11 protein-coding genes are annotated in these 21541 nt (G+C 67.1%); 8 read left to right on the top strand and 3 right to left on the bottom strand.

Annotated features, from left to right (window positions below; genetic code table 11):
• The first annotated feature begins 94 nt into the window (after positions 1–94).
• The 8 genes from ACIA48_RS00540 (at position 95) to ACIA48_RS00505 (ending at position 14168) form a co-directional block, all read left to right on the top strand.
• Positions 95–979, top strand: coding sequence for an alpha/beta hydrolase-fold protein (locus tag ACIA48_RS00540; protein WP_396726533.1), 885 nt, complete (start codon positions 95–97; stop codon positions 977–979).
• An 82-nt stretch (positions 980–1061) separates the two neighbouring features.
• Entirely contained in the window at positions 1062–1556 is a 495-nt protein-coding gene (locus ACIA48_RS00535; RefSeq protein ID WP_396726531.1) for a DUF732 domain-containing protein, read from the top strand.
• A gap of 54 nt (positions 1557–1610) precedes the next feature.
• Positions 1611–2621 (top strand): cutinase family protein, encoded by a 1011-nt coding sequence (locus ACIA48_RS00530; RefSeq protein ID WP_396726529.1) that lies wholly within the window; start codon positions 1611–1613, stop codon positions 2619–2621.
• A gap of 160 nt (positions 2622–2781) precedes the next feature.
• Positions 2782–4671: a long-chain-fatty-acid--AMP ligase FadD32 gene (fadD32, locus tag ACIA48_RS00525; RefSeq protein ID WP_396726526.1), complete on the top strand. Its 1890-nt coding sequence runs from the start codon at positions 2782–2784 to the stop codon at positions 4669–4671.
• Between the two features lie 13 nt (positions 4672–4684).
• Positions 4685–10093, top strand: coding sequence for a polyketide synthase Pks13 (gene pks13, locus ACIA48_RS00520; protein WP_396726523.1), 5409 nt, complete (start codon positions 4685–4687; stop codon positions 10091–10093).
• Between the two features lie 4 nt (positions 10094–10097).
• Positions 10098–11648 (top strand): acyl-CoA carboxylase subunit beta, encoded by a 1551-nt coding sequence (locus tag ACIA48_RS00515; protein ID WP_396726520.1) that lies wholly within the window; start codon positions 10098–10100, stop codon positions 11646–11648.
• Positions 11649–11665: 17 nt separating this feature from the next.
• The gene (locus ACIA48_RS00510; RefSeq protein WP_396726517.1) at positions 11666–12676 is read left to right on the top strand and encodes a DUF4331 family protein; all 1011 of its coding nucleotides are present in this window, start codon (positions 11666–11668) and stop codon (positions 12674–12676) included.
• Positions 12677–12704: 28 nt separating this feature from the next.
• Complete coding sequence (locus ACIA48_RS00505; RefSeq protein WP_396726514.1) at positions 12705–14168, top strand: protein kinase; 1464 nt, start codon at positions 12705–12707, stop codon at positions 14166–14168.
• Position 14169: 1 nt separating this feature from the next.
• Here ACIA48_RS00505 and ACIA48_RS00500 read toward each other — a convergent pair whose 3' ends face one another.
• Genes ACIA48_RS00500 through ACIA48_RS00490 form a run of 3 tightly spaced genes read right to left on the bottom strand, consistent with a single transcriptional unit; the run spans position 14170 to position 21535 of the window.
• Positions 14170–15081, bottom strand: a complete 912-nt coding sequence (locus ACIA48_RS00500; protein WP_396726511.1) for an MBL fold metallo-hydrolase — start codon at positions 15079–15081, stop codon at positions 14170–14172.
• Complete coding sequence (locus tag ACIA48_RS00495; RefSeq protein WP_396726509.1) at positions 15078–18266, bottom strand: arabinosyltransferase domain-containing protein; 3189 nt, start codon at positions 18264–18266, stop codon at positions 15078–15080. Before ACIA48_RS00495 ends, ACIA48_RS00500 begins: the two co-directional genes overlap by 4 nt.
• Positions 18263–21535 (bottom strand): arabinosyltransferase domain-containing protein, encoded by a 3273-nt coding sequence (locus ACIA48_RS00490; RefSeq protein WP_396726505.1) that lies wholly within the window; start codon positions 21533–21535, stop codon positions 18263–18265. The genes ACIA48_RS00495 and ACIA48_RS00490 overlap by 4 nt, the downstream gene beginning before the upstream one ends.
• Positions 21536–21541: the final 6 nt, after the last annotated feature.

The raw sequence follows: 21541 nt of genomic DNA, 5'->3' as shown, positions 1-21541 counted from the left end.
CGCCGCCGTCGGCCATTTCGGGAGCGCCCCGTCGTGCCGGTGTGATTGACTTCTCGCGCGGGGACCGCTGGACGAGCGTGAAATGGGGCAGTTGATGCGTGGCGTGATTCGGATGTTCCTGACCGTGGTGTTGGCTGCCGGCCTCTGGGGTGCCGGTACGTCCATGGCACCTACCGCCAAGGCGGACGTGGAGATGCTGATGGTGCCGTCGGCGGCCATGGGCCGCGACATCCCGGTCGCATTCTCCGGCGGGGGTCCGCACGCCGTCGTCCTGCTCGATGCGTTCAACGCCGCGCCTGACGTCAGCAATTGGGTGACGGCGGGCAACGCGATGGGCGCGCTCGGCGGGCAGGGCATCTCGATCGCCGCTCCCGCCGGCGGCGCGTGGAGCATGTACACCAACTGGGAGCAGGACGGCAGCAAGCAGTGGGAGACGTTCCTCGCCACCGAGCTGCCGAACTGGCTGGCCGCCAACAAGGGGCTCGCGCCGGGCGGCCACGGCATCGTCGGCGCCTCACAGGGCGGTTACGGCGCGATGGCGATGGCGACCTTCCACCCGGACCGGTATCGCTTCGCGGGATCGCTGTCGGGCTTCCTGGCTCCTGAGCGGACGGGCGTCGACGGCGCCATCACCGCCGGCCTGCAGCAGTTCGGCGGCGTCGACACTCGTAACATGTGGGGCTTGCCACAGCTGGGCCGGTGGAAGTGGCATTCGCCGAACGTCCACGTACAGCTGCTCTCGGACAACAACACCCGGCTGTGGGTGTACAGCCCGACGACCGGTGGGTGCGACGTGCCCGCGATGATCGGCTACTGCGATATCGCCGCAGGCACGAACAAGGAGTTCTACCAGCACTACCGCTCCGTCGGCGGCAAGAATGGCCACTTCGACTTCCCGGCCGCCGGCGGCAACGACTGGGGCGCCTGGAGTGGGCAGCTCGCGGCGATGTCGGGCGAACTTGTCGCCACCATCAAATAGGTAGCCAGCAACCAGGATCAACTCGGCGCGGCACGGCCTGCGCTCTCAGTTTCTTCTGTGTATCAGCCGGTACCTTGGAATCGTGCAGCTCTCGGTACGGCGACGGGTCGGTTCGACCCCGCTCTGCGGATGGTTGGCAACCTCAGCAACAACGCTGGTGGTGGCGTCAGTTCCGGCGTTGGTGACCGGATGTTCCGGTAACGACGTGATGGCCACCATCGGCATGCCTACCTCCGAAACGGAATCCGCGCACGGCGACGCCGGTGCGGCGCCGCCGGGACCCGTGCAAGGACAGTCGAACGCCCTGGTCGTGACGGCGCAGCAACGCCAGTACCTCGACGCACTGACCGCCGCTGGCGTGACGCCGTCGAGCAATCTGGCTGCCCTGTCGATCGGCTCCTACGTGTGTCAGGCCCGCGCGGCCAAACAGGACGATCACGAGGTCTGGGATTTCGTACTGCCGCTGGTGCGCAGTGACGCCGACGGTGACGGCCTGTCCACCGCCGCGCCGTCATCGGCCGACATCAACAAGGCGACCGCCGAGTACATTCGCATCGCGACCGAACGACTCTGCTAGCAGTCGCGGACGACGAGCACCAGACCACAGCACGCAAGGAGTACCAGGAAACCGATGTCCAAGACCACTGCGCGGAAACGTCACCGCATTCTGGGGCTCGTCGCGGCGGTGGCGGTTTCGCTCGTGGTGGTGCTGGTCGTGGTGCTGGTCTGGGTTTGGCAGCGATCACCGGAAACCCCGCCCGGTGCGCAGCCGCCCGGGTCGTCGGTGCCCGGCGGCATCCCGCCGACGGGGAAGAAGCCGCGGCCCGAGTTCCAGGACGCCAGCTGCCCGGACGTGCAGATGATTTCGATTCCCGGCACCTGGGAGTCGTCGCCGCAGCTCGACCCGTTCAACCCGACGCAGTTCCCGATCGCACTGCTGCTCAACGTGACCAACCCGCTTCGTCAGCAGTTCGACGCGGGCCGGCTGGAGATCTACACGGTTCCCTACACCGCGCAGTTCCACAATCCGTTCGCCGCAGACAAGCAGATGTCCTACAACCAGAGTCGCGCCGAAGGGTTCGACGCGGCGGTACGGGCGATGACGGACATGAACAACCGATGCCCGCTGACCAGCTATGTGCTGATCGGTTTTTCGCAGGGCGCGGTGATCGCCGGTGACATCGCCAGCGACGTCGGCAACGGCCGCGGCCCGGTCGACGAGGACCTGGTTCTCGGGAGCGTGTTGATCGCCGACGGTCGCCGCCAGCCCGGTGTCGGCCAGGACGTCGGTCCCAACGCACCCGGACAGGGCGCGGAGATCACCCTGGACGAGGTGCCGATGCTCAACGAGTTCGGTCTGGACATGACAGGTCCGCGGCCGGGCGGCTTCGGCATGCTGAACAACCGCGTCTATGAGATCTGCGCCTCGGGCGATTTGATCTGTTCGGCGCCGGAGTCGGCGTTCAACATCACCCAGCTGCCCAGGACGCTAGAGGTGCTCAGCGGGGGTGCCGGCCAGCCGATCCACGCGATGTACAACACGCCGCAGTTCTGGAATCTCGATGGTGCTGCGGCCCCGCAGTGGACACTTGGTTGGGCGCAGAGTGTGATCGATAACGCTCCGCACCCGAAACATGGCTGACCTGTAATCGCAGAGATTTGGACTGCGTCCGCCGGTCGCCTAACATTAAGAAAAAACTAAGAGCGATTTTCGACCGGCACGACCCCGGTTTCACGTTTGGGCCGGACGGATCATGTGCGATACGGCATCAAGACATGTGTGCCTTTGAAGGAGAGTGAGAATGGGGTTTCACAACCCGTTCCTGAAAGACGGATTGATCAAGTTCCCGGATAACGGCAGCGTGGTCAAGCACGTCGAAAAGTGGGCGAAGGTCCGTGGCGACAAGCTCGCCTACCGATTCCTCGACTTCTCGGTCGAACGCGACGGTGTGGCGCGCGAGCTGAACTGGGCCGACTTTGCGGCCCGCAACCGCGCCGTCGCCGCGCGCCTGCAGCAGGTCACCGAACCCGGCGACCGCGTCGCGGTGCTGTGCCCCCAGAACCTCAACTACGTCGTCGCGATGTACGGCACGCTCTACTCGGGCCGCGTCGCGGTGCCCCTGTTCGACCCGTCTGAGCCTGGCCACGTCGGACGGCTGCACGCCGTGCTCGACGACTGCAAGCCGTCGGCGATCCTGACGACCACGGATTCGGCCGAGGGCGTTCGTAAATTCTTCCGCAGCAGGCCCGCCAAGGACCGGCCGCGCGTCATCGCCATCGATGCTGTGCCCGACGAGGTCGGCGCCACCTGGGTACCGGTCGACGTGGAACATGACACCGTCGCCTACCTGCAGTACACGTCCGGGTCGACGCGCATCCCGACCGGTGTGCAGATCACCCACCTCAATCTGGCGACCAACATCGTGCAGATCATCGAGGCGCTCGACGGTCAGGAAGGCGACCGCGGTCTGTCGTGGCTGCCGTTCTTCCATGACATGGGTCTGATCACCGCCATGCTGGCGCCGATGATCGGGCACTACTTCACCTTCATGACCCCGGCGGCGTTCGTCCGCAGGCCCGGCCGATGGATCCGCGAGATGTCGCGCAAGCCCGACGACACCGGCGGCGTGATCTCGGTGGCGCCGAACTTCGCGTTCGATCATGCGGCCGCCCGTGCAGTGCCCAAGGACGACGAGCCGCCGCTGGACCTATCGGTCGTCAAATGCATCCTCAACGGCAGCGAGCCGATCTCGGCCGCCACCGTGCGGCGTTTCAACGAGGCGTTCGAGCCGCACGGCTTCAAGCCGCAGGCGATCAAGCCGTCTTACGGTCTGGCCGAGGCGACGTTGTTCGTGTCGACCACCCCGATGGGTGATCACCCGAGGATCGTCTCGGTCGATCGCGACAAGCTCAACACCGGAACCTTCGTCGAGGTCGATCCCGATTCGCCGAGCGCTGTCGCGCAGGCGGGTGCCGGCAAGGTCGGCGTCGCCGAATGGGCCGTGATCGTCGATGCGGAGTCGGCCACCGAGCTGCCCGACGGACAGATCGGTGAGGTATGGATCAGCGGCCAGAACATGGGCACCGGTTACTGGGGCAAGGAACAGGAGACCCGCGAGACGTTCCAAAACATCCTCAAGTCACGCACGAGCCCGTCGCACGCCGAAGGCGCGACCGACGACGCGACGTGGGTGCGCACGGGTGACCTCGGCGCGTTCTACGACGGCGAGCTGTTCATCACCGGCCGCGTGAAGGATCTGGTGATCGTCGACGGTCGCAACCACTATCCGCAGGATCTCGAGTACTCCGCGCAGGAAGCCACCAAGGCGCTGCGGGTGGGGTACGTGGCGGCGTTCTCGGTGCCGGCCAACCAGCTGCCCGACGAGGTGTTCGAGAACGCGCACGCGGGTCTCAAGCGTGATCCCTCCGACTCGTCCGAGCAGTTGGTGATCGTCGGCGAGCGCGCCCCCGGGGCGCACAAGCTGGACATGGCCCCGATCATCGACGACATCCGCACCGCCATCGCCGTGCGTCACGGTGTCACCGTGCGCGACGTGGTGCTCACCGCGGCCGGTGCGATTCCCCGCACCTCAAGCGGCAAGATCGGCCGGCGGGCCTGCCGCGCCGCGTATCTGGACGGCAGTCTGCGCGCGGGCAAGATCGCCAACGATTTCCCTGACGAAAAAGACTGACCAACTCCTCAATATGGCTGACACACAAGACGATTCGCAGCAACCCGAGACCCCGGCCGCTGGGGCGGAGCCCCGCACCGACATCTCCGTGCCCGAACTGCGCGAGTGGATGCGCAACTGGGTCGCCAACGCGACGAACACGTCGCCGGACTCCGTCAACGAGTCCGCACCGCTGATCGAGTTGGGCATGGCGTCGCGCGACGCGGTCGCGATGGCCAGCGATATCGAGGACTACACCGGCGTCGTCGTCACCGCGACCATGGCGTTCCGGCATCCCACCATCGAGTCGCTCGCGACGGTCATCGTCGAGGGCGAGCCCGAGCCGGAGTTCGCCGGCGACGAGGATTGGTCGCGCACGGTCGACGAGGGCCGCGCCAACATCGCGATCATCGGTGTCGGCACGCGCTTCCCCGGCGATATGAACACTCCGGACGAGATGTGGCAGGCGCTGCTCGAGGGCCGCGACGCCATCACCGATCTGCCCGAGGGCCGGTGGTCGGAGTTCACCAGCGAGCCACGCGTCGCCGAGCGGGTCAACAAGGCCCGCACCCGCGGCGGCTACCTGTCGGACATCAAGGGTTTCGATGCCGAGTTCTTCGCACTGTCGAAGATGGAGGCCGACAACATCGATCCGCAGCAGCGGATGGCCCTCGAGCTCACGTGGGAGGCGTTGGAGCACGCAAGGATTCCCGCCTCGAGTCTGCGCGGTGAGAGCGTCGGTGTCTTCATCGGCAGCTCGGTCAACGATTACATGTTCATGTCGGTCGCCGACCCCTCGGTGGCCCACCCGTACGCCATCACCGGCAACTCGAGCGCGGTGATCGCGAACCGCGTCTCGTACTTCTATGACTTCCGCGGACCGTCTATGTCGATCGACACCGCGTGTTCGTCGTCGCTCGTTGCTGTGAACGAGGGCATCAAGGCGCTGCGTGCCGGAGACGCCGATGTGGTGCTCGCCGGTGGTGTCAACGCGCTCATCACCCCGTTGGTGACGCTTGGCTTCGACGAGGTCGGCGGCGTGCTCGCACCCGACGGCCGGATCAAATCCTTCTCGCAGGACGCCGACGGCTACGCCCGTTCCGAGGGCGGCGGCATGATCGTGCTCAAGCGTCTCGAGGACGCGCGCCGGGACGGCGACGACATTCTCGCCGTCATCGCCGGTGGCGCCGTCAACCACGACGGCCGCTCCAATGGCATGCTCGCGCCGAATCCCGATGCGCAGGAAGCGGTTCTGCGCAAGGCGTACAAGGACGCCGGTATCGACCCGCGGACCGTCGACTACATCGAGGCCCACGGCACCGGCACCATCCTCGGCGACCCGATCGAGGCCGACGCGCTGGGCCGCGTCGTCGGTCGGGGCCGTGCCGCGGACAAGCCCGCCCTGCTGGGTGCGGTGAAATCCAATGTGGGCCATCTGGAATCGGCCGCGGGCGCGGCGAGCCTGGCCAAGATGGCGCTGGCCCTGAAGTACGACAAGCTGCCGCCGTCGATCAACTACACCGGGCCCAACCCGTACATCGACTTCGAGCGCGAAGGCCTCAAGGTCAACGACGTCGTCTCCGACTGGCCGCGCTACAGCGGCATCGCCATCGCCGGTGTCTCGGGCTTCGGCTTCGGCGGTGCCAACGCCCACCTGGTGCTGCGCCAGGTGCTGCCCACCGATCTCATCGAGCCCGAGCCCGAAGAGGCGCCGATCGTCGTCACCGCGGCTCCGGAGAAGGCTCCTGTGTACGTCGGCGGGGTCCTGGTCGAGGACGACGACGAGGACGACGATTTCGGCGATGCCGGTCATGATCCCGAGTTCTACGGTGGGGCGACCGAAGCCGAGCCTGAACTGCCGGGTCTGACCGACGAGGCTCTGCGTCTGCTGGCGGTCGCCCGTGAGGAACTCGAAGCCGAGCAGGCTGAGAATCCCGTCAAACCGATGGTGCCGCTGGCGGTTTCGGGATTCCTGACATCACGCAAGAAGACGACGGCCGCTGAACTGGCCGACTGGATCGAGAGCCCGCAGGGCCAGGGCACATCGCTGGAGGCCATCGGCCGTTCGCTGTCGCGGCGTAACCACGGACGTTCACGCGCAGTGATTTTCGCGCACGACCACGAAGAGGCCGTCAAGGGTCTGCGGGCCATCGCCGACGGCAAGCCCAGCCCTCTGGTGATCAGCTCGGACGGGCCCGTCACCAACGGCCCGGTGTGGGTGCTCGCCGGTTTCGGCGCGCAGCACCGCAAGATGGGCAAGAGCCTGTACCTGCGCAACGAGACGTTCGCCGAGTGGATCAACAAGGTCGACGCCCACGTGCAGGACGAGCGCGGCTACTCCGTCGTCGAGCTGATCCTCGACGACTCACAGGACTACGGCATCGAAACCACGCAGACGGTGATCTTCGCGATCCAGGTCGCGCTCGGTGAGCTGCTGAAGGCGCACGGCGCGACACCCGGTGCGCTGGTTGGCCAGTCGCTCGGCGAGGCTGCGGCGGCGTATTTCTCCGGCGGCCTATCGCTCGAGGACGCGACGCGCACCATCTGCTCGCGCGCTCACCTGATGGGTGAGGGCGAGGCCATGCTGTTCGGCGAGTACATCCGCCTCATGGCGCTCGTCGAGTACTCGACCGACGAGATCAAGACTGTCTTCTCCGACTTCCCGGATCTCGAAGTCTGCGTGTACGCGGCCCCGACCCAGACCGTCATCGGCGGTCCGCCGGAGCAGGTCGACGCAATCATCGCGCGCGCCGAGTCCGAGGGCCGGTTCGCACGAAAGTTCCAGACCAAGGGCGCCAGCCACACCCAGCAGATGGATCCGCTGCTCGGGGAGCTCGCCGCCGAGATCCAGGGCATCGAGGCGCACCCGCTGCAAACCGCGTACTACTCGACGGTGCACGAGGGTCAGCTGATCCGCGCGGGCGCCGACCCGATCCACGACGTCGACTACTGGAAGAAGGGCCTGCGGCACAGCGTGTACTTCACGCACGGCATCCGCAACGCCGTCGACAACGGGCATACGACGTTCCTGGAACTGGCTCCGAATCCCGTGGCGCTCATGCAAGTTGGGCTCACGACGGCGAGCGCCGGGCTGCACGACGCCCAGCTCATCGCGACCTTGGCCCGCAAGCAGGACGAGATCGATTCGATGACCACGGCCATGGCGAACCTGTTCGTGTACGGCCACGATCTCGATTTCCGCACCCTCTTCTCCAGGGGCGACTACGCCAGCATCCCGCCCACCCGCTTCAAGCGGAAGCCGCACTGGCTCGACGTGCACTTCGCCGGTGACAGCGCCGCGGTTCTGCCCGGTGGCCACGTCGCGACGCCGGACGGCAGGCATGTCTGGGAGTACGCGCCGCGCGGTGCCACCGATCTGGCGGCACTGGTGAGAACCGCTGCGGCACAAGTGCTTCCGGATGCCAAGATCACGGCGTTCGAGCAGCGCGCGGTACCCGCCGACGATGCGCGTCTGGTCACCACGCTGACCCGGCATCCGGGTGGCGCGACCGTGCAGGTGCATGCGCGAATCGACGAGTCCTTCACGCTGGTGTACGACGCTGTCGTCACCCGCGGAGGAGCGGCGAGCGCTCTCCCGTCCACAGCCGCCGCCGGAAGCGCGGTCGACGTGGCCGTCGCCGAGGAGACGCCCGTTGAAGCGCCAGCGCAAGATGATGCGGCGATCCTCCAGGACAACCTCACTGCCGGTGCAGGTCTCGCCGCAGGCTTCGCGAAGTGGTCGGCGGACACCGGTGAGACCATCGGTCAGCGGTTGGGCGCGATCGTCGGCGGCGCAATGGGTTACGAGCCCGAGGACCTTCCCTGGGAGGTGCCGCTGATCGAGCTCGGCCTGGACTCGCTGATGGCCGTGCGGATCAAGAACCGGGTCGAGTACGACTTCGACCTGCCGCCGATCCAGTTGACCGCGGTGCGTGACGCCAACCTGTATGCGGTGGAGAAACTGATCCAGTACGCGATCGAGCACCGCGACGAGGTCGACCAGCTCGCGGAATCGCAGAAGGGGCAGTCGGCCGAGGACATCGCCGCCGCGCAGGCGGAGTTGATGGGCGGCGCGACGACGGTCGCCGAACTCGAGGCCAAGCTGGCCGAGGCGGGGCACCCCATCGCCACGGAAGCGGCCGAAGCCCCGGAAGCCCCGGAGGCCATCGCTACGGATGCGGTGGAAGCCCAAGCGGCACCGGCCATTCCGCCGCCGCCCACCGACCCGCGTGGGCCGCAGCAGAATGTCGCGGCCGGGGCCGCTCCGTCTGCGGCCGGACCATCGCAGTCTACGGTGGCCGCCGCGTCCAAGGTGTTGACACAGGAGGCGGTGACCGAAGCACTCGGCTCGGACGTGCCCCCGCGCGACGCCGCCGAGCGCGTGACGTTCGCGACGTGGGCCATCGTCACCGGTAAGTCGCCGGGCGGGATCTTCAACGAGCTTCCCGCCGTCGACGACGACACCGCGGCCAAGATCGCCGAACGCCTCACCGAACGCGTCGACGAGGGCACCGTCACCGCCGACGACGTACGCGGCGCGAAGACGATCGAGGCGCTGTCCACCACGGTCAGGGACTATCTCGAGGGCGGCAAGGTCGACGGCTTCGTGCGGACCCTGCGAGCCCCGCAGGAGGGCTCCAACGACATCCCGGTGTTCGTGTTCCACGCCGCAGGCGGGTCGACCGTGGTGTACGAGCCGCTGCTGAAGCGCTTGCCGGCGAGCACTCCGATGTACGGCATCGAGCGCGTGGAGGGCTCGATCGAGGAGCGCGCCAGCGTGTACGTGCCCAAGCTGTTGGAAATCAACGGCTGGGTCGAAGGAAAAAGGGGAAGCCCCTTCATCCTGGCCGGGTGGTCGTTGGGCGGTGTGCTGGCCTACGCCTGCGCGATCGGGCTCAAGAAGGCGGGCGCCGACGTGCGCTTCGTCGGCCTTATCGACGCGGTGCGGCCCGGGGAACCGATCCTGCAGACCAAGGAGGAGACCCGCAAGCGCTGGGACCGCTACGCGCGGTTCGCCGAGCGCACCTTCAACGTCGAGGTGCCCGAGATCCCCTACGAGGAACTCGAAGCGCTCGATGACGAGGGCCAGGTGAAGTTCGTGCTGGACGTCGTGAGCCAGGCCGGGGTGCAGATCCCGGGCGGCATCATCGAGCACCAGCGCACGTCGTATCTGGACCAGCGGGCCATCGATCTCGCGGAGATCCAGCCCTACGACGGCAACGTGACGCTTTACATGGCTGACCGCTACCACGACGACGCGATCTACTTCGAGCCGGCGTACGGCACCCGAAAGGCGGACGGCGGCTGGGGTGAGTTCGTCTCGGAGCTGGAAGTGGTGCCCATCGGGGGTGAGCACATCCAGGCCATCGACGAGCCGTACATTGCCAAAGTCGGGGCACACATGAGCGAGGCGCTCAACCGCATCGAATCTCAGGAGAAGTAGGCGAGTGACCAACAAAACCACTGCGGAGCTGCTGGCCGATCTTCACGAGAAGCTGGAGTTGGCGAAGGAACCCGGTGGTGAGAAGGCCATCGCCAAGCGTGAGCGCAAGGGCATCCCGAGCGCCCGCGCCCGCATCCACTCGCTGGTGGACCCGGGCAGCTTCATGGAGATCGGCGCGCTGGCCAAGACGCCGGGCGATCCCGATGCGCTCTACGGCGACGGTGTCGTCACCGGGCACGCGACCATCAACGGCAGGCCGGTCGGCGTCTTCAGCCACGACCAGACCGTGTTCCAGGGTTCGGTCGGCGAGATGTTCGGCCGCAAGGTCGCCAAGCTCATGGAGTGGGTGGCGATGGTCGGTTGCCCGATCATCGGCATCAACGACTCCGCGGGCGCGCGCATCCAGGACGCGGTGACGTCACTGGCGTGGTACGCCGAGCTCGGCCGCAGGCACGAGATGCTGCGCGGCCTGGTGCCCGAGATCTCGCTGATCTTCGGCGCCTGCGCGGGCGGTGCGGTGTACTCGCCGATCCAGACAGACCTCGTGGTCGCGGTGCGCGATCAGGGCTACATGTTCATCACCGGACCCGACGTGATCAAGGACGTCACCGGTGAGGACGTGTCCATGGACGAACTCGGTGGCGCCGACGCGCAGGCGCGCTACGGCAACATCCACCAGGTGGTCGACTCGGAGGAGGCGGCGTTCCAGTACGTCCGCGACTATCTGAGCTTCCTGCCCGCCAACACTTTTGAGGACGCGCCGATCGTCAACCCGGGTATGGAGCCCGAGCTGACCCCGCACGACTACGAGCTCGATGCGATCGTGCCGGATGCGGACAACCAGGCGTACGACATGATGGAGATCCTGCTGCGGATCTTCGACGACGGCGACGTGTTCGAGGTGGGACAGCAACGCGGGCAGGCGATGATCACGGCGTTCGCGCGGGTCGACGGCCGTCCCGTCGGCGTCATCGCGAACCAGCCCATGTATCTGTCCGGCTCGATCGACACCGAAGCCTCGGACAAGGCGACGGCCTTCATCCGGTTCTGCGACTCGTACAACACGCCTTTGGTCTTCGTGGTCGACACCCCGGGCGCGCTGCCCGGCGTCGAGCAGGAGAAGGGCGGCATCATCAAGCGCGGTGGCCGGTTCTTCAACGCGCTCGTGGAGGCCGATGTCCCGAAGGTGACGGTCATCATCCGCAAGGCCTACGGCGGCGGATACGCGGTGATGGGGTCCAAGCAGCTGGCGGCGGACCTCAACTTCGCATGGCCGACCGCACGCATCGCGGTGATCGGCGCCGAGGGCGCCGCGCAACTGCTGGTGAAGCGCTTCCCGGATCCCACCGCGCCCGAGGTGCAGAAGATCCGCGCCGACTTCATCGAGGGCTACAACCTCAACATGGCCACGCCGTGGATCGCCGCCGAGCGTGGCTATATCGACGCGGTGATCCAGCCGCACGAAACGCGGCTACTGCTGCGTAAGTCGCTGCGCTTGCTGCGCCAGAAGCAGATCACCCGGGTGCAGCGAAAGCACGGCCTCACGCCGATCTAGTCGCGATAATCTCCGGTGTGTCGAACCACTTCACCGGCCTCAGCCTCGGCCCACCCCTTGGTGACCAGCGTCTCGATCTGTGCGATCTGTACGCGTTCCAATCGCCCGCCGACCCGGGGCGCACCGTTCTGATCCTGAACGCGAATCCGAACGCCGACGCGCTGCACCCCGACGCCGTCTACCGGCTCGCCATCGACAACGACGGCGATCTGCAGAACGACATCGCGTTCAGCTACGTCTTCTCGACGCCGCAGGACGGCAGGCAGACCGTCGACGTCTATCTGGCGCACGGGGAGGAGGCGGAGGAACCAGAAGCCGTCGGCGAAAAGATCTTTGACGCGGTCGAGGTGTCGTTCGGAAAGAGCCCCAGCATTCACCAGTCGGGCGGATTCACGTTCTTCGCCGGTGCGCGCAGCGACGCGTTCTTCTTCGACTTCGACGGCATCAAGAACCTGTTCGACATTTCAGGCAAGCGCAATTTCACCTCACCGCACCTCGCCGAGCTCGGCGGCCAGTCGCCGTGGACGGGTCAGGACTCCAACACGACCGCCAACGTCTTCTCCACGGTGCTCGAACTACCCACCGAATACCTCGGCGCCAAACCCGACATCCGCATCTGGGGCCGCTGCAGCCTGCGGCAGGACGGCAAGCTCAACCACGTCGACCGGGCCGGCCACCCGTCGGTCAGCAGTTTCTTCAACACCGACGACACCAAGCTGGAGTACAACGCCAGTGAACCGGTGCGCGACCGCGAACGTTGGATCGAACAGTTCATTCACCTGATGGGCCACACGGGCGACTACTCGCGCGAGCAGGCCATCGCCGCAATCGACCGCGAGGGCACGCTGCCCGACATGCTGACGTTCAACCCGGCCAAACCCGCCAAGTACCCGAATGGCCGCACGTTCACCGACGACGTCATCGACTATCGGCTGGCCTTCCTGACCAAGGGTGAGTGCCCGCCGAGCGGGTTGAGCCCGCATTCGGACACCCTGTCGGAGTTTCCCTACCTCGGCACACCTCACTGACGGGCCCGCAGGGAATTACTATTCGCCCATGCCGCTCGCCGACGGACAGGAGATCGCCGGGTACACCATCGTGCGCTCACTCGGCTCCGGTGGCATGGGCGAAGTGTATTTGGCCCAGCACCCCCGGCTGCCGCGCTACGACGCGCTGAAGGTGCTCTCGGCCACCGTCTGCGCCGACAGCGAGTACCGAGAGCGGTTCAATCGCGAGGCCGACATCGCGGCCACGCTGTGGCACCAGCACATCGTGGAGGTGCACGACCGCGGCGACGTCGACGGTCAGCTCTGGATCTCGATGGACTACGTCGAAGGCACCGACGCACACCGTCTGCTCGCGGAGAGCTATCCGGACGGTATGCCACCGGAGGATGTCGTGCGGATCATCACCGCTGTCGCGGACGCACTCGACTATGCCCATGACCGTGGGCTGCTGCACCGCGACGTGAAGCCGGCGAACATCCTGCTGGCCAACCACGGAACCACCAATGAGCGAATCATGTTGGCGGATTTCGGGGTCGCCAGACGCATAGGGGATGGGGCGACCACCAACCTGACCGCGACGAACATGACCGTGGGCACCGTCGCGTACGCGGCGCCGGAACAGCTCATGGGCGAGGGTATCGACGGCCGGGCTGATCAATATGCGTTGGCGGCGACGGCTTTTCAGCTGCTGACGGGAACGCCGCCGTTCAAGCACGAGAATCCCGCGGTCGTCATCAGCCAGCATCTGACGGGTGATATACCTGCGATCGGCGCCCGCAGGCCCGAATTGTCCAATCTCGGACCGGCTTTCGAGAAGGCACTGGCGAAGTCGCCGAAGAACCGGTTCGACAAGTGCGTCGACTTCGCCCGCGCGCTCGCACATCGGACCGACGCCACCGTCTCCGGTCCTGGCCCGGCCCGGCATACCGGACCGGGAGCCAAGATCCCGCAGTCGGAGCCGACGATGTCCGCGCAGTCCGCGCCGACGGGCGCATCGGGTCCGCGGCATGCCACGCCGGAGGCCCCGTCGCGGCGGCGTTGGGTGCTGTCTGCGGCCGTGGCGGTGGTGCTGATCGCCCTCGCGGCAGGCGCTTTCGTGCTGTTCGACCGCGGCCGTGATGGTCCTGCCGAAGCCAAGGCGCCGACCACGACGTCAGCGCAGGCCCCCGCCCCGGCCGCGCCGCCGGGAGGCGTCGCTCTGCCGGTGGTGGTTGTCGGTGCGGAGTGCGGAACGCTCGGTGAGGCCGGGCTCACCGAAACCGGCGCGCCCGCCTACTGTGCACATCTGCCGACGACGGGCGCGACGATCTGGTCGATGATTCCCGGTCAGATCTCTGCTCCCACAGTCACTCCCGGACCCAACGACCAGGTGCTGCCCTCGGAGCACCAGCAGCCGGTGTTGGTCTGTATGGAGCAGACCGGACAGTCGCACATCGAGTGCCACAGTGACATTCTCGAGGTCAACGACTCCACGACTACTGACGCGACCACGACGTCGGAGGGGTCGCCCTAACTCAGATCGGCGGCAGTTCAAGCCAGTCGTCGACCATGAACGCATCCCCGCGCGCGACGATAGTGGCACCGCCGCGTCCGGGATAGTGCGCGGGAATGACTGCGGCGCGGCGCCGCGACGCCTCGGTCAGCACGCGCTTACGGGTCACCGCCGCGGCGTCGAAGTCCTCGTCCCACATGCACGGATCGTTGGGCCGGTGTAGCTGCACCGGACAGTGCGTCAGGTCGCCGACAAAGACAGCGAGCTTACCGGCATCCAGCCACACCACCGACGCCCCAGGCGTATGACCCGGTGCGGGACGCAACCACAGCGACTCACTGAGCTGGTGGTCACCAGCCCACAGCTCGATCTGTTCCTGGACGGGAGAAACGCTGTCCGCGAACACCGTTCGGACATGCTGCAGCGTGGCTTCCTCTTCCGGCGACTGCGGCGTCGTCGTCTGAGCCGGGCCGTCGGGACAGAAGTGCCGGTAGTCGGCTTCCGACATCAGGTAGCGCGCGTTGGGGAACGTCGGCGTCCATACCTCGCCGTCGAGTTTGGCGTTCCAGCCGACGTGGTCGAAGTGCAGGTGGGTGTTCACGACGACGTCGATGTCGGCGGGCTCGAAGCCCGCGCGTCCAAGTACGGCGAGGAAATCGGTTTGCAGATGATCCAGCACCGACATCAGCGGGCGGGCCTTGTCGTTGCCCGCACCGGTGTCGATCAGCACCGTCAAGCCATCCACCTGAATGACCCAGATCTGCATGGCGATTCGCCAGCCGCCGCCATTCCAGTAGGTCGGCTGGAACTCGGTGTCCTCACGCCAGACCTCGGGCGGCGTGAACGGGAACACCTCTGTCGGCAGGTCGTCGACCTGGGTCTCGATGACGCGCGTGAGCGTGGCGTTGCCGAGGCGGATCCGGTCCGATGTCATGGCTTGATCCTGATGTGTCCGGGTGAGTACAGCCCGCTGTGGGTGGCGGTGCCGAAATCAAGTGTCGCGGGCTGCGCATCGACGATGGTGTCGAACTTGCGCAGCGAGCCCCAGTCGCGACCCCAGTCGTTGGACAGGTACGTCGCCATCACGTGCGCGCGCAGCAGCAGATCGCTGATGCCGAGTAGCCCGCCGTTGAGGCCGTCCTGCCAGGTGTCGGTGTCCTTGCGTTTCGCGTTGTAATCCGGCGTGATCCGGAACTTGGGGATCTCGGTGACGCCGTTGGCGTGCAGCATCGGCTCCTGGCACGGGAACGCCAACCCGACCGCCCAGTCCATCAGCACCGGCTGATCGGAGCCGACGTACTCCTGCACCGACCGCAACTCAGGCACCCGGGGTGGTGTTACCGCGATCCAATCGCCACGGGTGAGCGAAACATCCTCGGCCACAACGCGTACCGCGATGGCGTCGGCGGGAATCTGCTCGCGGGGGAAGCGCAAGTTGCGCCATGACGGGACGGGTCCCAGGTCATAGGGCACCAGGCGGCCACCGGGCACCGGCGCACCGTCGGGCCCCGGCAGCGCGTATTCCAGTTCGACCGTTTGCCCGTCGGTGCGCCCGTTGAACACGCTGTCGCCGGTGATCGTGCCCGCCGCGGTGATCACCACCAGCGGGTGGGCGTCTTCGCGCGGCGGCAGCTGGTACCAGGCCGACGTCAGCTTGCTCTCCTGCTGGCCCCCCTCGGCGTAGCTGCCCGCCAGCGGGACCCGGGTGGGGTCGAGGCCGTAGGGCAGCGGCACCGTCGAGCCGTTGACGCCCGGCGTCTTACGCTTCGTCGGCTGATCCCAGTCGTAGTCGGTACCGGGCATCGGCAGGTTCATCCGGATCGTCTCGGCGACAATCTTTTCCGGCACACCGTTGGGGGTGAAGCCGGTCGAACCGACGCCGGCCAGCGGGCCCAACGGACCGAAGTCGCCCGGCAGCGGAGTAAGGAACCCGTCGTTCGGATCGGGTTCCACCAGCACGTCGTCGGCCAGACCGCAGCCGCCGGTGAAGGCACGCAGGTTCGCCCATGCGTTGGAGTAGGTCGGGTATTGGCGCACCACACCCGCAAGCATCGAGCCGACGAACACCAGCACCATGAATCCCGCCGCGACGGGAATGGGCGCGGCGGTGATGGCGCGCGTGACGCGGTCTTCACCCCATCGCCGGTCGGCGAAGTGCAGGAAGGCTGCCCATATCGCGGCGAGGGCGAACAGCGCGAAGAAGATCGTGCTGACGGTGACCGGGCCGATCTTCGGCATCGCGTTGTTGAACGGAACGCCATAACTCGACACGTACCACCACCCGTTGGTGGTCGCGAAACACAATGCGAGCAAGAACAATACGGCCGCGACTACCGCCATCCGGTTACGGGACCAGCGCAGCACGGTTCTCGAGACCAAAACGGTCGCCAACGCCGCCATCGCGGCGCCCACCGCGGCGAACAGGCCGAAGTGGTGCACCCATTTGGTCGGCGCGAACTGCAGGAAGAAGATCGTGCCGAAGATCGTGCCGATCAACCGCCACGCGGGACCGCGGGCCACACCGGGAATCCGCTTGCGCCGCAACAGGATGAACAGCGAGGCGAACAGTGCCAGCGCGGTGATCAGGAACCCGAACCGTCGTGACAGCGAGCCGTCGACCGTCGGCAGGATCAGGTAGTAGTAGCGCAGGTTCTCGGTCCACCACTCTTGCGCTGGCCCGACGGACGTGCGGATTCTGGTGGCCTCCAACACGGTTGCAATCGTCTGGTCGGCGAAGACGACCGTCAGGATCACGGTGCCCGCGGCCAGCATCGGCAACACCAACGGCCAGGTGCCGACGAGGCGATGCCGGCGCACCAGGATCCGCAGGATCGGCCTACCGCCTGCGAGCAGCGCGGCGACGGCGATGAGCCCGGTCGGTTGGATACCCAAGGTGAAGGCGGCCGTCAGCGTGGCCAGTGCCGCCGGTGTCATCCGTCCCGAGGCGATGGCCCGCTCGATCAGCACGTAGGTGATGAGGGCGCCGGTGGCGATCTGCCCCTCGGGCCGCAGGCCGTTGTTGAACGGCATCCAAGCGCCCAGCAGGACCAGGCCCGCCGCCCACACCGCGGCCCGGCTCGACGCGACCGCGGGCCCCAACCTCGGCAGCACCTCGCGAGACAGCAAGAGCCAGCACACGATTCCGCACACAAGGTCGGGCAGCCGGATCCAGATACTCGAATCGCTGACGCTGGTCATCAACGCGAGCAGGTTGTAGTACCAGCCGAACGGATCCTCGGGACTGCCGAACCACCGGAAGTAGTTCGACATGTAGCCGGCATGGCCCGCGATGCGCGCCATCTGAAGCTGGTAGCCGTCGTCGGACGAGTTCGCGCCGATGATGTGCCACAGCATGAAGCCACCGACCACCACCACGTCGGTGGCGCTGAACGTCCGCCACCGCGACGGGATGACCCTTCGCATCCGCCGACCGTCGACCTGGTCCAGCTTCCACAGGGCGACCAGCGAGATGATCGCGGCGACCATCGCCAGCACCATCGCGGAGAGCTTCAAAGCTGTTGGGTGCGTGGTAAACCGGGTATCGATCACCGCCGATACCGAGAGTCCCGGCGGTGCCGGGCCGGTCAGGTCGGTGAAGACGCCGACGATCTGGGGCCGCAGGTTCGGGTCGACGAAACCGGTGTACTGCTCCGTGCCGTCGGCTTTCTTCAGCCCGACGAACGTCGCGAACGTGCCCGACTCCGACGACGTGATCTCGATGCGCTGACATTCGGGGGATTGCACGCGCGCGCGAGGCACGCTGGCGACCACGACGTTGCGGTCGGTGACGTCGACCCGCTGCGCCGAGACCGTGACGAACAGGCCCTGCAATGCGGCCTGCTTGCCGTCCTTGGGCGCGGTGCCGAGCACCATCCCGCCGCGCGGCGGCATAGAACGAATGACCTCACATGGCACCGTCGCCGTCATCGAGACCGGGGTCAGCGAGATCAGCGGCGCTGTCACGTTGTTCATCTGCCCGGCCTGCGGCCAGTTCAGCGTCGCGGTGGTCTGCACCACCGGCAGCAGCGGGGTCGCGACGGACAGGACGAAGCCGATGAGCCCGGCGATCATCGCCACCCAGCGCGCGGTCTTGATGTCTTTGGTCATGGCCCCCGTCATGGCAGTGCCCTGATCGGTCCGTTGCGGCTCCACCCGAACACGCGCTGTGTGCCCTGTTCGACGTCGGCGTTCGGCGCCCGCGACTCCGGTACCACCCGCTCGTAGCGTTCGATGGAACCCCAGTCGCGATACCAGTCGTCACGCAGGTAGCTCGGGACGGCCGTGGTGCGCAGCAGCGCCTGGATGAACAGGAACGGTCCGCCGTCCTGCGCGGACTGCCACATGTTCGACGACGACACGATCTGCTTGAAGTTGGGCTGGATGCGGTACTCCGGAAGCTCTGCGACGCCGAGGTGTTCGGCGAACGGGCGCTGGCAGGGGAAGTTCGCGGCCGTCGCGATGTCCAGCATCACCGGCGTCTCGGACCCGAGTAGCTGTTGCGCTGTCTCGAGCACGGGCACCCGTGGCGGGGTGAAGGCGAACCACTGGTCGTCGGACAGGTTCGGGTCGTCGGCGACGATGCGCGCGACGTTGGCCTCCGGCGGCGCCCACGCCAGTGGGAAACGCAAATTGCGCCAAGCCTTCTGGGGGAAGATGTCGATGGGCTGCACGTCGCCGAGTGCCTGATAACTGCCGTCGGGCCGGTGCACACCCCACTCCAACTTCAGCGACTGCCCGTAGTTGAACGAGCCGTCCTCCTCGTAGTACCAGATGGCACCTGCGGCGGCGACGGTCACGAGCGGCCGGTCGGGAGTGCGGGGCGGCAACTGGTACCACGCCGAAGTCACCTTCGCCGCGACGGTGTTTTCGTCGTAACTGCCCATCACCGGCGTGCGCTTCGGGTCAAGCCCGAACGGCAGGAACGCGTTCGATCCGTTGACGCCGACCGGTCCGTAGCCGCCTCCGGTGCCCGCCGCGTAGCCAACGCCGACGTTCGGTTCGTTGGGGGAGCCGTCGGAGTTCACCAGACCCGGGTTGGCGGTGACGGGCTCGGCGGGCTCGAGGGTGTCGCTGACACCGTTAGGCGTGAAGCCCACCGGATCCTCGCCGCCGAGCGGACCGTACTCACCGACCTTCTGCCCCGGAACCGGTTGCAGCATCCCGGCATTCGTATCGGGCTCGACGAGGACGTCGTCGGCCATTGCACAACTGGCCGAGGACAATCCCGACGTCAGCGCGGCGGCGTTCGCCTTCGCGGTGGTGTACACGGGATAGCGCTGTGCCGCGCCCTTGGCCAGCGAGCCGACCTCGAGCACCACCATGATGACAGCGACCACCAGCAGCGGCGTCGACGCCAGCGCTCGGTTGCGGCCAGTGCTGGCGACCTCGGTGTGACCCGCGTAGTCCATACGGAAGTGCAGCCAGCCGGCGAGCAGGCCCGTCAGGATCGCCAGCACCAGGAAGATGGTCAGCACCGGGAACCCGGCGATCACCGGCTGCTTGTCGAACCACGGCACCCCGTAGTTGCCGACGTAGAACCAGCCGTTGATACCTGAGGTCGCCCAAGCCAATACGAACAGCAGCGCGGTCACATACAGCGCGAGGTTGCGTCGGCTGTGCAGCCCGACCCTGGCGAACGAGAACGCGGTGACCGCGCCGAGCGCACCGGCCAGCGCGGCGAACGCCCCGAACTGCACCGCCCACTTGGTCGGCGTGAACGTCAGCAGGAGCAGGCCGATCGCCGTCGTCCCGATCAGGCGCCACACGGGTCCGCGCGCCATGCCCGGCACCACGCTGCGGCGCAGCAGGACCGTCAGCATGCCGAACAGACACAACAACAGCACGAGCACCGCGAAGCGACGCGTCAGCGACGAGTCGACGCTGTCCTCGACGGTGAGGAAGTAGTAGCGCAGGAAGTCCTGATACCAAGCGATGGTCGGGCCGACGACGTACTTGATGCGCGCCGACTCGGCGACGGTGGCCAGCGTCTGGTCCCGGAACACGATGACGAAGAGCAGCGCCGCCGAGGACAGCAGGGTGGCCAGTGGTGCGAGGACGCCGTCGACCGCGCGCCGGCTGCGGATGATGCGGGCCACGGCGCGGGCACCGACGAGCAGCGGCGCGACCGCGATCAGGCCCTGCGGCGCCAGCGTCACCGAGAAGGCGGCCACGACGATGGCGACCGCGTACGGCAGCAGCCGTCGGGTGCCGATCGCGTACTCGACCAGAGCCCACGCGGCGATGACGCCGAACGCGATCAGCGGCTCGGGCCGCAGACCGTTGTTGAACGGCAGCCAGGCCGCCAGGAACACCGCTCCCGCGGTCCACACCGCGACGCGGTTCATCGCGAGCCGCCGGCCCAGCCGGGGCAGCACCCAGCGGCTCAGGATCAGCCAGGCGCCGATTCCGGCCAGCGTGGCGGGGATGCGCATCCACACGCTGGCGGTGCTGATCGCCGCGAGATGGGCGAGCACGGACTGATACCAGTCGAAGGGCGCCTCGCTGGCGCCGAAGAAGCGGTAGTAGTTCGCGGTGTAACCGGCGTCGGCGGAGACCCTGGCGATGGTCAGGTTGTAGCCGTCGTCCGACGACAGCGCGCCGATGATGTGCCACAGCAGCAGCGTCCCGACGACACCGACATCGGCGAGCCACGTCCCCCACCCCACTCGCCAGAACCGCCGCCACGCATGGGCGACGCGACGCGCGCTCCGGCGGTCCAACACGGCCATCGCCACCATCGAGGCGATCACGCAGACCACCCCGAGCACCATCACGGCCAGCTTCAGCGTCGTCGGTGAGGTGATGAACCGGGTGTCGATGTCAATGCGACCGGACAGACCTGCCTGCGCCGCCACCTTCAGATCGGTGAAGACGCCCGCCACCTGAGGCTTCTTCTCGGCCGACAGGGTGCCTGCCGAGCCGGGGATACCGATGAAGTCGGCTCCGACCTCGCCCGGGTTGGCCCAGAGATGCAGCGTGCTGCACGCACCGGACTCCACGGCGGGCCGGGGCGCGACGGCGGCGACGGAGTCACGCACCGCGACCACCACGATGTCGTCGGTGGCGCGGACGAACAGACCGTTACGGCTGGCGTCGATGCCGGCAGGTGGCACGGTCGACACCACCAACCCCCCGTCTTCCGGCAGCGTGGCGATGGCCTGGCAGGGGATGGAGATGTCGAGGGCCAGCGGGGCGCCTGACACCAGCGGTGCGGTGATGTCGGTGATCAGCCCGTCGGGGCCGGACGCCTGGGGCCACAGGATCGTGGCGGTGGTCTGCTTGACCGGCAGCAGCGGAACCAGCCCGCACAGCAGCAGCCCCGCGATGCCTGCGACGACCGCGATCAGGCGTGCGAACCGGTAGGTCCGCTCTTGTTCGTCGCGTGGCACGAGGCT

Source organism: Mycobacterium sp. NPDC051804 (genome assembly GCF_044452905.1).
Taxonomy (GTDB): domain Bacteria; phylum Actinomycetota; class Actinomycetes; order Mycobacteriales; family Mycobacteriaceae; genus Mycobacterium.
Note: the sequence above shows the minus strand (reverse complement) of the source record. Positions and strands in the feature narration are given on the sequence as shown.

Coding starts and splice junctions, on each gene's coding strand:
- ACIA48_RS00540 (WP_396726533.1), top strand. CDS start 95: ATGCGTGGCGTGATTCGGATGTTCCTGACCGTGGTGTTGGCTGCCGGC.
- ACIA48_RS00530 (WP_396726529.1), top strand. CDS start 1,611: ATGTCCAAGACCACTGCGCGGAAACGTCACCGCATTCTGGGGCTCGTC.
- fadD32 (WP_396726526.1), top strand. CDS start 2,782: ATGGGGTTTCACAACCCGTTCCTGAAAGACGGATTGATCAAGTTCCCG.
- pks13 (WP_396726523.1), top strand. CDS start 4,685: ATGGCTGACACACAAGACGATTCGCAGCAACCCGAGACCCCGGCCGCT.
- ACIA48_RS00505 (WP_396726514.1), top strand. CDS start 12,705: ATGCCGCTCGCCGACGGACAGGAGATCGCCGGGTACACCATCGTGCGC.
- ACIA48_RS00500 (WP_396726511.1), bottom strand. CDS start 15,081: ATGACATCGGACCGGATCCGCCTCGGCAACGCCACGCTCACGCGCGTC.
- ACIA48_RS00495 (WP_396726509.1), bottom strand. CDS start 18,266: ATGACGGGGGCCATGACCAAAGACATCAAGACCGCGCGCTGGGTGGCG.